Origin of the sequence: Halomonas sp. AOP5-B2-8 (genome assembly GCF_052376475.1) — a bacterium.
Classification (GTDB): Bacteria; Pseudomonadota; Gammaproteobacteria; order Pseudomonadales; family Halomonadaceae; genus Vreelandella; species Vreelandella casei.
Window position 1 is genome coordinate 233,718 of sequence record NZ_JBQSVS010000005.1, and the last position, 12,838, is coordinate 246,555.

Genomic DNA, 12,838 nt, shown 5'->3' on the forward strand with positions numbered 1-12,838 from the left:
TACAAAATAAGCTTGTAAGGCACTTCTTGGCAGGTAAGCTGTCGACAGTTACCTGTAGAGAGAGCTACTTGTAGAGAGGACTACTGGCAAGCGACAGTTTAGGTGCAAGCAAGGCATCACTATCAAAATAAGCAGTGTTGGGAGATTGATATGACTATTTGGCTACTGGCATTTGGTTTTATGGCACTGATCATGTGCGCCATGGCAGTGGGTGTGCTTATGGGCCGTAAACCCATAGCGGGCACATGCGGCGGCTTGAATCAGCTTGGATTAAAAGAAGGCTGCGATATTTGTGGCGGTAAAGACGAAGTCTGTGAAGAAGAGAACCGCAAGCAAAGCAGTATTCGCCGCCGCAGCGACGAAAGTCGCGGCGCTGATCTAGGTTACGATGTGACCCGTCGATAGCCAGGTATGTACTAGGCGAAAAGCGTATTTTTAAAACGTGCAGCGCTTATTTCGTGAGACGAGTATAACGGGAAGAGGGAGACGCAGAGAGTATGGCGGTTCATAATTACGATGTCGTAGTAATCGGTACGGGGCCTGCAGGGGAAAGCGCAGCCATCAACGCTGCAAAGCATGGCAAGCGCGTAGCGATTGTTGAGAAACAAGCCCAGGTGGGGGGGAATTGTACTCACTGGGGGACGATCCCTTCTAAAGCATTGCGCCATCAGGTCAAACAGATCATGGCGTTCAACACAAACCGAATGTTTCGCGATATTGGTGAGCCGCGCTGGTTCTCTTTTCCTAAAGTGATGGAGCGCTCACGCGGAACCATCGACAAACAGGTAGAGATGCGCACCACGTTTTACGCGCGTAACCGTATTGACCTGTTCCATGGCGTTGCGCGTTTTAAAGACGAACACACCTTAGTGGTACGTGATCGCCAAGAAGGCATGGAAGAACTAGTCGCTAAGAAAATAGTTATTGCCACTGGTTCACGCCCCTATCGTCCGGCGGATATTAACTTCCGTCATCCGCGCATTTATTGCTCTGATACTATCTTAAGCCTCTCGCACACGCCGCGTACGCTAGTGATTTTCGGGGCTGGTGTCATTGGCTGTGAATACGCGTCGATATTTTCAGGCTTAGGCGTCAAAGTTGATCTCATTAATAACCGGGACAGCCTGCTGTCGTTCTTGGACGATGAGATAAGCGATGCCCTGTCTTATCATCTGCGTAAGCACGGTGTCTTGATTCGCCATAACGAAGAATACGCCAGCGTGGAAGGTGATGAGTCTGGTGTAGTAGTGCATTTAAAGTCAGGTAAAAAACTGCGCGCTGATGCTTTCCTATGGGCGAACGGTCGTACCGGTAATACGGACAGCTTGGGCCTGGAGAACATTGGCCTGAGTGCGAATGGCCGGGGGCAGCTAAGTGTTGATGAACATTATCGTACCGAGGTTTCGCATGTCTATGCGGCGGGCGATGTAATAGGTTGGCCAAGTCTTGCCAGCGCCGCTTACGATCAAGGCTTGAACTCGTGTAATGAGCTGCTCGATAAAGAATATCGGTTTGTCAGCGATGTGCCGACAGGCATTTATACTATTCCTGAAATCAGCTCATTCGGGGCCAATGAGCGCGAATTGACGGAAGCTAAAGTGCCCTATGAAGTCGGCAAGGCTTTCTTTAAAGATACCGCCAGGGCACAGATTACGGGCGATATCGTGGGCATGCTTAAAATCCTTTTCCACCAAGACACCCTGGAAATACTCGGTATCCACTGCTTTGGCGATCAGGCTTCTGAAATTTTGCATATCGGCCAGGCGATTATGCAGCAGAAGGGCGAAGCCAATACCCTGAAGTACTTCGTTAACACGACCTTCAACTATCCGACGATGGCTGAAGCTTATCGAGTGGCGGCTCAGAATGGCTTAAATCGCGTTTTCTAAGTTTTTGTCTAGCCAGTCAGGCTGCCTTTTCCTTTGAGAAGGCAGCCTGATGGATATGCCTTAGCAACTACTCAACTCTAGCAACGCTCCAATCTCAGTAACTATCCAATCTCAGTAACTATCCAATCTCAGTAACTATCCAATCTCAGTAACTATCCAATCTCAGTAACTATCCAATCTCAGTAACTATCCAATAACTGCTGGGCCTTTTTTTGCCAGCTACCTGGTAATGAAGCCGCCTGAGTTAATGCGTCTCTAGCTAATTCAGTCGATCCTTGTTGAACAAGTAATAGGCCGCTATTTAGCCAAGCCGCGCCCATCTCAGGGTCAATGTCGGTTGCCTTCTCAAATGCCTGAAGCGCTTGGTCGGGCTGCTGGTTTGCGTAAAGAGCGTTGCCTAGCGCAAACTGACCTATTGCGTTAGCAGGGTGGTGCTCTACGAACGTTTGCCAGCTTGAAAGTGCTGCCCGAGGCCCGTGGGTCTCTTCATAGGCACTAATGGCTTCTAACGCATTGCGTGCGGTAATGCCGGCAGGCAGGGAGCCTGGCTCTGCGACCACAAATCCCCAGCGCTGGGTGCGTGCCCAGGTCGCGTCAAAGCGGCTAAAGGACAGGGTATGACGTTCAATTTCGCCGCTGCGCAGAATAAGCGTTTCGCTAGGGAGGTCATAGCCAATCGCGATAGCGTAGTGCCACATAGGGTAAATCGGCAGAGATAAATTTTGCATTACGACTACTGGATCGCCTGCCGCTAAGTGGCCGAGTAACGCATCCATTGTGCCACGAATAGGATATGCCAACTGCTCATAGCGTCTAACGGTTGCCAGCATTTCGGGCTGTACGCTGCCATCCCGCCCGGGTAAGAATACCTGAGGAATGAGCTTATCAACCTCTGCATCCACGTCTTGGTAATTGAGCGCCATGGCCAGCGTGGCAGGCCCACATTGGAATTCCGTTTGAGCGTAAAAAGGCACGCTTTCAATTTCGGCGTGCGCCGGCAGGTTGCTGTAACTGCTTTGTAGCAATACCGGATTACGGGCACAGGCGCTGAGTAGCAGAAAGATCATAAAAACGCCCGCAAAGCGGGCGTAAAAAAACGTGTTGGTCATGTGCTGCCTATCAACGAGTAAACGGATAAACGTCTGTCAGGCCGAGAATGTCGGTAATCAGCAGAATGATAAATACCGCAAACAGTACACCGATAACACCGCCACCGGCACCCGCAGGCATTAGTTCTAGCTGATCAGCCATCTGCTGTGCTTCAGAATCGCTAAGCGCCGCAACACGCGCATCTACTTCGTCTAGGTCAACACCCTGCTTTAGTAGCTGATCCTGCACGTCTGCGCGGGCTAACACTTCATTGATACGCTCGCGATCAGCGCCAGCACGATCACCTGCTAAAACAGATTGGGTAGAGACTAGATCCATTGAGTGAGGCGTAACAGGTGCTGCAGCAACGGGCAAGCTGGTAATAACGAGCGCTGCAATCAGCAGGGTAGAGAGGTAAGCACGCAATGTTTTCATCGTCTTGTTCCTTAGACTAGTCAGGGGGAGTACAAGCTTTTTTGTCGCTTGAATCAACAGTATAGAAATAATTTGCCAAATTTTTAAGCCCAAGAGCAAAAGTACTCATTATTTGCACTAACGTGGCTAGTGTTCATCATCGTATTTACGCTGCCGATTAACCGTGCGCATTAACGCGATAGGTCCAGGCTGTTTCTGCAAGCAGCCCACGCCCACCGGCAATGGTCATGGCCAAATCATGCAGCCCGGGCCATAGGGGGACTGCCGCAGCGCCTTTTACGGCCAGATCTAGCCGCTGGGCCATTAGCAGCAGTTTGTGAAGACGCTTCATGGGCAGGCGGGCAATAGCTTTCTGGTAAGCAGGGCGTCGCTTGTCAAAGATCATCGGCTTTTGGGTTTTGCAGGCGTGCTCAAAGCTTTGCCCTTGATCCAAATGTTGATGCAGCGAAAGCAGCGTTCGCAGCTCGCGACTCAGTGCCCAAAGTACAATCGGGGCTTCGACGCCTTCACTCTTTAATCCATTAACAATGCGAGATGCGCGACTGGGCTCACCTTTCAAACAGGCGTCGGCTAAATTAAATACATCGAACCGAGTGCTGTCTTCGACGCCTTGGGCAATGCTCTCTACATTTAAGCGCGTGCCCTGAGGATGAATCAAGGCCAGTTTTTGCAGCTCTTGATCAGCGGCGAGCAAATTGCCCTCAGTACGTTCGCCCAATAGGCGGGCCGCATCCAGCTCTATTTGCAAGCCGTGCCTTGAGGCGCGATCGCGCAGCCAATAACCCAACCGCGAGGCATCGACGGGCCATACCGGTACAAACAAGCCCTGCTTACCTAATGCTTTAAACCAGGCGCTTTTTTGCTGCTTGGCGTCTAGCTTCCCCATGCTGATGAGCAGTACGTCGTCACTGTTATCCAAGGTTTCGGCGTACTGTGCCAGCGCTTTGCTACCATCTTGCCCAAGCTTGTGATTGCCTACCCGTAATTCCAGCAGCTTATTGGTCGCAAAGAGCGATAGGTTGCTGGCCACTTCAATCAAGCGCCCCCAGGCAAAGTTCGCTTCAACGTCCAGCACTTCGCGCTCTTCGATACCAGATTGCCGCGCTATCATTCTTACCGCATCGCAGGCATCGCGGTGCTGTAGCGGCTCGTCGCCGGCTACAATGACCACGCGCGGCAGTTTTTTTGCCAAAGCAGCGGGTAGCTGGTCGGCAAATACTTTCACTGCATGGCCTCAATGTTGGCAAGGCGTTCTATTATCCGCTGCGACAGCTCGCGAGCCAGCGTTTGCTCAGCCTCTGCAAACAGCGATTCGCGATTGAGCAGGTCATCATCATTAACGCGAATACGACTGCTGGAGGATAGCGTCGCGTTATTAATGTGGTAAGCGTTAGAGGCTCGTTCTTGCACGGACAGCGATATGCTTAGGGTGAGTTCATGCTCGCGACTTGCGCGGCCATCACCACCCAAACGACGGTCAACGAGCGACGGCGTGCCAAGCGTTACACGCCAAGGGGCGCCAGGTTCTACCTGGGTACCTAGTTGCCGCAGGCGAGTTGTTAGCTGCTGGGCAACCGCGCTGTTGTTATCGCCTTCCAGTGCTAGCGTGGGCAGGGTGGGCAATGAATCACGACCACGTAACCGAAAGCCACAGCCGCTTAAGAGCACCGCCGCTGAGGCGGCGATGCTTGTGGTTAAAAACGTACGTCGGTTCATCCGCTCACCACAATGTTGACCAATTTTCCGGGCACCACGATCACTTTACGCACGGTGTTACCTTCAAGATAACGCTGGACGTTTTCGTGTTCCATGGCGAGTGTTTCGATAGACGCCTTATCGGCACTGGCGGGCACTTCAAGGCGAGCGCGCAGCTTACCGTTGACTTGCACGACGAGCTCAATACTATCGCGGGTAAGCGCCGCTTCATCAACCACCGGCCACGTTGCTTCAATAGCAGGGCCGCTATGTCCCAGCGTCTCCCACAGGCTATGGCACAAGTGTGGCGTAATCGGTGCTAGCAGCAAGACGCCCGCTTCCAAGGCTTCGCGGCTTACCGCTAACCCCAGCTCAGACGTATCGTCGAATTTGCTGATGGCGTTGGAAAGCTCCATAACGGCGGCAATCGCGGTATTGAACGTGGTGCGTCGGCCAATGTCATCGCTGGCTTTCTTGATGGTCTCGTGGGTTTTGCGCCGCAGCGTTTTCTGATCGTCATTGAGCGCGTCAATATTCAGCGAGCCCGGCGTACCGGCGGCTATATGCTCATTGACCTGGCGCCATAGGCGCTTCAAGAAGCGATGGGCGCCTTCAACGCCGGAATCAGACCACTCCAACGACTGCTCAGGCGGGGCGGCGAACATCATGAATAGCCGCACGGTATCCGCACCGAATTTGTCGATCATCGACTGCGGGTCAACGCCGTTGTTTTTCGACTTGGACATCTTCTCGATGCCACCCATCTCTACCGGCTGTCCATCGCTCATGAGAATGGCGCTTAATGGGCGGCCTTTCTCATCGCGCTTAACGTCAACATCCGCTGGGTTAAACCACTCTTTACCGCCGTTATCTTTTATGCGGAAGAACGTTTCCGCAATGACCATGCCTTGGGTCAGCAGCTGTTGGAAAGGCTCGTCAGAATCCACCAGGCCAAAATCACGCATTAGCTTGTGGAAGAAACGGGCATACAGCAGGTGCAAAATGGCGTGTTCGATGCCGCCGATATAAAGATCAACGGGCAGCCAGTAATTGGCGCGGTCATCCAGCATCGCCTCAGTGTTATCAGCACAGCAGAAGCGCGCGTAATACCAGGATGACTCCATAAAGGTGTCAAAGGTGTCGGTTTCACGTGTCCATCCGTCGCCTAGATCAGAGAACGCCGGCATTTTTTTCAGCGGCGAACCAGAAGCGTCAACGGTGACTTCCATGGGCAGCGCGACCGGCAGCTCAGCATCGGTAAGCGGAACCGTTTGGCCTTCAGGACCATATTTGACCGGGATGGGGGCGCCCCAGTAACGCTGGCGGGCAACGCCCCAATCACGTAGACGGAAGTTGGTTTTTACTTCGCCGCGGCCAAGCTCGGCAAGTTTTGCGGCAATGGCGTCGAAGGCTGCTTGAAACTCAAGGCCATCAAACTCGCCTGAATGGATCAGGGCGCCATGTTCGGTATAGGCGCTTTCGGAAAGATCAGGCGCTTGGCCATTTTCATCGGCAATCACCGCTTTGATCTCAATGCCGTACTTAGTCGCAAACTCCCAGTCGCGCTGGTCGTGGGCGGGTACCGCCATCACCGCGCCGGTACCGAATTCCATTAACACGAAGTTTGCGACAAACACCGGCACTTCATCGCCCGTCAGCGGATGAATTGCCAAATGGCCGGTCGCCATGCCCAGCTTCTCTTTCGTGGCCATTTCGGCTTCTGAGGTGCCGCCTTTGGCGCACTCGTCACAGAAGGCCGCAAGCGCCGCGTTCTGCTCAGCCGCCTGTTTGGCCAGCGGGTGGCCGGCGGCTACCGCTACGTAAGTCACACCTAACAGCGTATCTGGGCGAGTGGTGTAGACCGCTAGCGGCTCGTTGGCGTTGCCATCAGCGTCTTTAACATCAAAGGTCAGCTCGACGCCGCGAGATTTACCAATCCAGTTGCGCTGCATGGTTTTAACCTGCTCCGGCCACTCGACTTTATCGAGGTCCGTGAGCAACTCTTCAGCGTAATCAGTAATCTTCAAGAACCACAGCGGGATCTCTTTACGCTCTACCAGCGCACCGGAACGCCAGCCACGGCCGTCAATGACCTGTTCATTAGCGAGCACGGTTTGGTCAACCGGGTCCCAGTTGACCGTTGACATCTTTTTATACACTAAGCCTTTGTCGACTAACTTGGTGAAGAACCACTGCTCCCAGCGGTAGTAGCTGGTATCGCAGGTGGCGAATTCGCGGCTCCAATCGTAGGCAAAGCCCAGTGCCTTCAACTGATTACGCATGTAGTCGATGTTTTGATAAGTCCACTCGGCCGGCGGGACCTGGTTTTGGATGGCGGCGTTTTCCGCCGGCATACCGAACGCATCCCAGCCCATGGGCTGCATGACATTTTTGCCCTGCATGCGGTGGAAACGCGATACAACGTCGCCGATAGTGTAATTACGCACGTGCCCCATGTGCAGCTTACCGCTGGGGTAGGGGAACATGGAAAGGCAGTAAAACTTCTCGCGATTCGCGTCCTCTACTGCTTTGAAGCACTGATGTTTGTCCCAGTACTGCTGGGCGTCGCGTTCAATTTCACGAGGGCTATAATGTGCGTCCATCGGTTTATTCATGCCTTGGCGTATTCGCCCAAAAGGGGCGCAAAGTGAATGTGAGATGACATCTGTCAGATAAGTAAGGCTGATTGTATCCTATGCAGGTGTATCCTTGAACGGTAAGCCGATGATAGGAAACCGCATGCGTCGACAAAAGGAGAGGCACCATGAGTGAACATCAGAATGACAATCGCCTACGCGAAGGCTACGAACGACTGTTAGAGCGGATGCAGGGAGGCGCAAACGAGCTAACTTGGCAAAATTTACAGAAGGATTTGGACGATGCAGTTGAATTCGAATCAGACCTTGAAGAGTACACCAAAGACGAGCTAGCCCTGCTGCGAGCCTGGGTAGAGCGCGATTTGAAAGATATGCGCTACTACATGGCGGATACCGGTAAGCAGGTGGCCAGCTGGTTAGGTATCGACCTGGACGGCCTTTCCCGCCGCGTGGCTGAATCACTGCTGTCGGTTGCCGACCGCAGCGTGGTGGACCGTGAGCGCTTCGAGGATGATTTAGAAGCAGCCCGTGCCGATTACTGCGAAGGCGAAATGGCAGCGCCCGGTTTAATGGCCTGCGTACATTGCGATGCCCAGGTCACGCTGCCCACCGTGGCGCGTTTAGAGCCCTGCCACGAGTGTGGCCATCGTTATTTCTATCGCTTCCCTAATAAAATTATCGAAACTTAAGCGGGCGCTATCTGACGTAAAGGCTTTGGCCTGGCAGCTCTTAATAGGGCTGCCAGGCTGAGCTTGGTATGGCTCAAGGGCAAAGATTAATTCACCAAGTAGCTCAATCCGACAATCGAAGCCAGTGAAAGCAGGCTCATCACGCCTGCATAAAATAAATTATTTTTCATCATGCGATAACCACTAACGCCATAGCGACCTTGCAAGGATAGATTGATACCCGATAGTGGCCCCACGCTAGTGCCTATTGCCCATGAGCACAGCCCCGCAAACGCAAAAAGGGTATGTTCGCTGCCTTGCAAACTCACCATAGAAGCCAGTACCGAAATCCCGATGATCGGGTGAAGGCCCGCCAGCGCACTTAGCACAATCGCGAGAAAACTGATCATGCCTTGTGCAGCCCCAAACGATGCAAACAGTGTCCAATCGTTGCCTGCTATTGAAGCGACTAATGTCGACAGGCCTAGCGTTAAAAGCCCGGCTGCTAAAAATAGCGAAATCTCTCCGCGCATTGCCGGTAAGCGAGTAGTGGTATGCTGGCGAATGCGGCGAAATGTGTAGCGTGGCCCATCACGCAAGTTATAGAGCAAGGCCACCATTGGGATTAAAAAGGTAATAATGCCTACAATGGATAGCCTAGGTGTGAGCCAAAAGTGAAACACCATCACCAGAAGCGCCATTATCCCCGGCATTAGCAGGCTGCTCGGCGCGAGGGAAAAGCCATACACCTCACGCAGGTCAAACCGACGGCCAAGTTCAAGCGTGGTTAATAACCCCGATAACAAAGCTAGCGGCAAGCCAAACATTGCCACATAGGAGTACTGCATCTCTGGGGCTAGGGCGATCACGATGCCCATAGAAGCAAAGAAGGGTGACCACGTGGCGGCACTTGAAAGCCCGCGATTAAGGGCTAAAAACTGGGGCATGGAAAGCGGGCCTGAACGTGCCAGCCGGTCGCCCACCATAATAATCGTCGACATGTTCAAAATCGTGCCCAGAAAATGCACGCCCAGCCATGTACGTAAAATGCCGCCGTAGCCCGTTAACTTTTTACCCGGCGCTTTTTTTCGCCCCTGCTGTTTGCCCACTAAAGTAATAAAGCTAACGCCTACCAGCATGGCCGCCACAAAGGCATTCCCTTGTAGCATGGCAGGCCAGTCCACCTCGGCGTCATACACAACGCGCGCCACTAACAGCATTAATAGGCCCAAGCCCATCAATACTCCGGCTTGAATGCGCGAGCGTTTAGGAATATCTCGCCAAAGCAGCGCCACTGCCAGCCACAGCAAATAGCTCACCGCGTGCGCCGTATGTAATAAGCCCGTAAAACCGATAATCTGAGCGATTAATCCAAACAAAATCAGCACGCCCGCTAAACGCTGCTGAGAAGTGGTCTCTTGCATGCCAAGCCCTTAGTAATGAATTAGCAGGCTAATCGGATTTGCGGAAGAAGGCCAGCAGTAAGCTAAGAGCGAGGCACCTGCGAAAGTACCGCACAGCGGTGCCAGATCAATGCAACCAGCAAGCTGTTGTCCTCAAAGGCAACGCTTTTATAAAACGGCATTATCACAGCATGGGCGGCTTGCAGAAAACAGCCATTGCCAACCCGAGGAAATACCCGCGTTTAGATACTGCGATCCAGCGCACGGGCGAAAGTGACTGGTATGCGACCCACTGCTAGCCGATAAACAAGTTTCCTGCCCTGACGGTGATGATATGGCATTCGGTATCAATATCTCTGATGCGCAAACGACATGTTTCGATGAGCCGCAGTCCTCAGCCATACATCAAAGTAGCCATTAAATTCATCGAGCCAGATAAGTGGTTTAATAGCAAATGGGGAGTCGATGTGGGCGTTTTGCTTGGAAAAAAATGCCAATATCGCCCAGTGGCTTATCGAGTACATGGCGATAGATGAATACAAGCGCGGTAAGCGCTTAGTTCTCTGTTGATGCTGCTACGTATCGCTCAACGGCAAGGTGTTCAAGAAAAGCCTGCACTTCGGCAGGGCCCATAGTGGCAGGGGTGACGCACCCCATGATAGCGAATGAGGTAGCGCATCCAATAACAGTAGGTTTTTTTTCAGTACGTGGACTGTAGCGCTTTACCCGCATCACTACCTTGACACGATCCATCAGCTTCGGTGGCTTGTTTTGCATATCCATATGGTCATTGCTCCATGATGTTGTATGGATATACAAAATTATTGAGTTTGGCAAAGCGCGCAAACTCTGCAAATACAGCCTAATTATTATTAATTTAATTTAAAATCATATGGTTATATGGGAACAAGTAGGCTACCTTTGCTAAGGAATCATGCTAGCGCGTTCATCCAATCATGGGATGCGCCGTCTAATACCTGTTATGCGAATAGAATGAAACAATGAATTACGAAAATTATATTAAAAAGATTGAAATTGAAGCCGCTGCACTCAACCAAAAGGAGAAGGTGGCTATCATATTAATTTGCTGTATTCGGTTATCACCGCTCTATTCAAAGTTTAGTGAATTTGAGGATTGGGGGAATGAATCGCTATTGACACAATGTCGAGAGTTAGCAATAGATTGGTTCAGTAGTAAAAGAGTCAATTCAAATAAGTTATCAAAGCAAGTCGGTGAGGTAATTCCTGACACTGAGGACTTCGGTACGGTTTTAGGTTCATACGCCCTAAACGCAGGTGTTGCTCATGAATATTTGCTCGACCAAATTAAAGATAACGATCCTTCTTTTTTAATTTATGTTCTGCGCAGCTGTTACGATACAGTCGATTTATATGTTCAGGAGTGTCTCGAGCTGGATTGTAAGGGCGGTACATCGGAGTCTGAAATCGAAAATCACCCAGCTATGGTTAGTGAAATTAATTGGCAATTAGGTATATTCAATATTGTCAAAGGAACGAAGGACCTCGTGCAACTCATCCATGGACAAGATATCGAACCAATACTTAACCAGGTCGCATAGCGTTACGTTGAAGCAACTGATCGACCGTCATGACTATGAAAGAGGCTTTTCCCATCATCAGTATCTACATTTCTGTAGCTAGTTTTTGTATAGCTTTTTACCTCATGTTCCGTGATCGAACGAGATTTGATGTATCAGGATCGTATAAAGAAAGCTTCGCGAATATTGTTGATGGAATTTACGTAAAGATCGTAAATTCTGGCTGTAGGCCAATAGCACTCTATGCTTTGAGGTTCGTCAACAGTGATGGGAAGGATCACAAATTTAGAATTACTAAATCCATTGGTGAGCGGGCTGGCTATCCGTTGGAGAGTTGAGGTCTAAGTAATCCGTACTTGAGTGAAAGTCAGTTTTTCGAGTTTTTCTTGATAGTACGAATTTCGATTTTGGAGCTATTGATTTGAAATCACTGGCTTCCGTTGAAGTTGAATCTTCAACGGGGACTTCAAAGAAAATTAAAGGGCTGGCGAGCGTAGCCAAGAAAAATGCGCCTCACCTCAAGCCATCAACGTAATACCTTTTATGCATCAAGGAGGATAATAAATTGAGCCCTGAATTTAGAATGTTGTTTTCTCAACATGTAGGTGTTGGATTTGCCAAACAACTTGCTTTCGCTGATTTACTAGGAGAAAGAGGGTGGGAAGTAGACCTTATAGAGGGTCAGGTTACTTTCGGTGATGACTTAATGTTTCCAATTCAATTGCTAGGCTCAGAATCAGAAGGTGATGAGTCATGGCTTTGGGCCTGGGCAAACGAAGCAAGTAATCTTCCTTCTGCGTTGCTTAAAAGCTGTCGTGAATTAAAAGAATTAGGTAATAAATTAGAAGTTTCAGAGCTGACAGAACGTAGCTATTCGACGAGTATTGCTGATGGCCACTCCATAGCAATGGTTGCATCAGGGCTTGACTCAACTAGTTGTTATTATCGCGGACCTTATGAAGGTGGAGCTTTATATTTTCTAGTTAGAGGCCTCCCGCAAGAAGTAATATCACCAGTTTCTCCGGAAAAAGCAATAACCACAATATCTCAAGTTATTTCTACATTTGATGTTGATCATCGCCAAATGACGAAGTCATTTCTTTCTTCGCAAGGTTACAATGTGATGGAGGGTGAATCATTAATATCAGCTGACTGCGAGAGGGGTAATATAAGTGTTGAGTTTGATTCTGAAGGTCGACTGTCTAATATTAAAGGCACACTAAGTTCATCAAATAAACAGCCAAAAGAGAAAAAGGGTTGGAAGTTTTGGGTCAAAGCATAACAAAAAGCTGCAGTGCGACAGCCTGGGCTCCACTTGCTTTTGTGTTGCTCGCTGTCGCTCTCAAATTAACACAAAACAAGCTTCGCCCAGCCTGCGGCTGAGCTGAGCCTTAGCTGTCGAAGGAAGCCATGTACGAGAAGACACGCAATGACTTGTTGGCCATGATCGAGCTGCTTGAAAGTGATGGCAGTGGATGGTCACGATTCTTCCATAAAGCTTTG

Annotated in this window: 12 protein-coding genes; 5 read left to right on the forward strand and 7 right to left on the reverse strand. The window is 50.6% G+C overall.

Going from position 1 to position 12,838, the window contains the following annotated elements:
- Nucleotides 1-150 precede the first annotated feature (150 nt).
- Nucleotides 151-405: a (Na+)-NQR maturation NqrM gene (gene nqrM / locus ACT3RP_RS13690; RefSeq protein WP_441673294.1), complete on the forward strand. Its 255-nt coding sequence runs from the start codon at nt 151-153 to the stop codon at nt 403-405.
- Nucleotides 406-497: 92 nt separating this feature from the next.
- Nucleotides 498-1,889 (forward strand): Si-specific NAD(P)(+) transhydrogenase, encoded by a 1,392-nt coding sequence (gene sthA, locus ACT3RP_RS13695; RefSeq protein ID WP_096279626.1) that lies wholly within the window; start codon nt 498-500, stop codon nt 1,887-1,889.
- A 179-nt stretch (nt 1,890-2,068) separates the two neighbouring features.
- Here sthA and ACT3RP_RS13700 read toward each other — a convergent pair whose 3' ends face one another.
- From ACT3RP_RS13700 to leuS, 5 genes are all read right to left on the reverse strand, one after another.
- The gene (locus ACT3RP_RS13700) at nt 2,069-2,998 is read right to left on the reverse strand and encodes a PA2778 family cysteine peptidase (protein ID WP_483393990.1); all 930 of its coding nucleotides are present in this window, start codon (nt 2,996-2,998) and stop codon (nt 2,069-2,071) included.
- A 10-nt stretch (nt 2,999-3,008) separates the two neighbouring features.
- Entirely contained in the window at nt 3,009-3,413 is a 405-nt protein-coding gene (locus ACT3RP_RS13705) for a PA2779 family protein (protein WP_441686036.1), read from the reverse strand.
- Between the two features lie 157 nt (nt 3,414-3,570).
- Nucleotides 3,571-4,638: a DNA polymerase III subunit delta gene (gene holA, locus ACT3RP_RS13710; RefSeq protein WP_483393991.1), complete on the reverse strand. Its 1,068-nt coding sequence runs from the start codon at nt 4,636-4,638 to the stop codon at nt 3,571-3,573.
- Nucleotides 4,635-5,129: an LPS-assembly lipoprotein LptE gene (locus ACT3RP_RS13715; RefSeq protein WP_096279634.1), complete on the reverse strand. Its 495-nt coding sequence runs from the start codon at nt 5,127-5,129 to the stop codon at nt 4,635-4,637. The genes holA and ACT3RP_RS13715 overlap by 4 nt, the downstream gene beginning before the upstream one ends.
- Complete coding sequence (gene leuS, locus ACT3RP_RS13720; RefSeq protein WP_483393992.1) at nt 5,126-7,711, reverse strand: leucine--tRNA ligase; 2,586 nt, start codon at nt 7,709-7,711, stop codon at nt 5,126-5,128. The genes ACT3RP_RS13715 and leuS overlap by 4 nt, the downstream gene beginning before the upstream one ends.
- 161 nt (nt 7,712-7,872) lie before the next feature.
- Between leuS and ACT3RP_RS13725 the strand changes: the two genes are divergently transcribed.
- Nucleotides 7,873-8,394, forward strand: coding sequence for a zinc ribbon-containing protein (locus ACT3RP_RS13725; protein WP_235039528.1), 522 nt, complete (start codon nt 7,873-7,875; stop codon nt 8,392-8,394).
- 86 nt (nt 8,395-8,480) lie between these two features.
- Here ACT3RP_RS13725 and ACT3RP_RS13730 read toward each other — a convergent pair whose 3' ends face one another.
- Nucleotides 8,481-9,797 carry a hypothetical protein gene (locus tag ACT3RP_RS13730; protein WP_483393993.1) on the reverse strand — a complete coding sequence of 439 codons (1,317 nt, stop codon included), beginning with the start codon at nt 9,795-9,797 and terminating at the stop codon, nt 8,481-8,483.
- Nucleotides 9,798-10,331: 534 nt separating this feature from the next.
- A complete protein-coding gene (locus ACT3RP_RS13735) occupies nt 10,332-10,559 on the reverse strand; it encodes a phage integrase N-terminal SAM-like domain-containing protein (protein WP_141393036.1) in 228 nt (75 codons plus the stop codon).
- 218 nt (nt 10,560-10,777) lie between these two features.
- Between ACT3RP_RS13735 and ACT3RP_RS13740 the strand changes: the two genes are divergently transcribed.
- Both ACT3RP_RS13740 and ACT3RP_RS13745 read left to right on the forward strand, forming a co-directional pair.
- Nucleotides 10,778-11,356, forward strand: a complete 579-nt coding sequence (locus ACT3RP_RS13740; RefSeq protein WP_444625608.1) for a DUF416 family protein — start codon at nt 10,778-10,780, stop codon at nt 11,354-11,356.
- A gap of 544 nt (nt 11,357-11,900) precedes the next feature.
- Entirely contained in the window at nt 11,901-12,617 is a 717-nt protein-coding gene (locus ACT3RP_RS13745) for a DUF6882 domain-containing protein (protein ID WP_442347393.1), read from the forward strand.
- Nucleotides 12,618-12,838: the final 221 nt, after the last annotated feature.

Coding starts and splice junctions, on each gene's coding strand:
- leuS (WP_483393992.1), bottom strand. CDS start 7,711: ATGGACGCACATTATAGCCCTCGTGAAATTGAACGCGACGCCCAGCAG.
- ACT3RP_RS13700 (WP_483393990.1), bottom strand. CDS start 2,998: ATGACCAACACGTTTTTTTACGCCCGCTTTGCGGGCGTTTTTATGATC.
- ACT3RP_RS13705 (WP_441686036.1), bottom strand. CDS start 3,413: ATGAAAACATTGCGTGCTTACCTCTCTACCCTGCTGATTGCAGCGCTC.
- ACT3RP_RS13740 (WP_444625608.1), top strand. CDS start 10,778: ATGAATTACGAAAATTATATTAAAAAGATTGAAATTGAAGCCGCTGCA.
- ACT3RP_RS13725 (WP_235039528.1), top strand. CDS start 7,873: ATGAGTGAACATCAGAATGACAATCGCCTACGCGAAGGCTACGAACGA.
- nqrM (WP_441673294.1), top strand. CDS start 151: ATGACTATTTGGCTACTGGCATTTGGTTTTATGGCACTGATCATGTGC.
- sthA (WP_096279626.1), top strand. CDS start 498: ATGGCGGTTCATAATTACGATGTCGTAGTAATCGGTACGGGGCCTGCA.
- ACT3RP_RS13735 (WP_141393036.1), bottom strand. CDS start 10,559: ATGGATATGCAAAACAAGCCACCGAAGCTGATGGATCGTGTCAAGGTA.
- ACT3RP_RS13730 (WP_483393993.1), bottom strand. CDS start 9,797: ATGCAAGAGACCACTTCTCAGCAGCGTTTAGCGGGCGTGCTGATTTTG.
- ACT3RP_RS13715 (WP_096279634.1), bottom strand. CDS start 5,129: ATGAACCGACGTACGTTTTTAACCACAAGCATCGCCGCCTCAGCGGCG.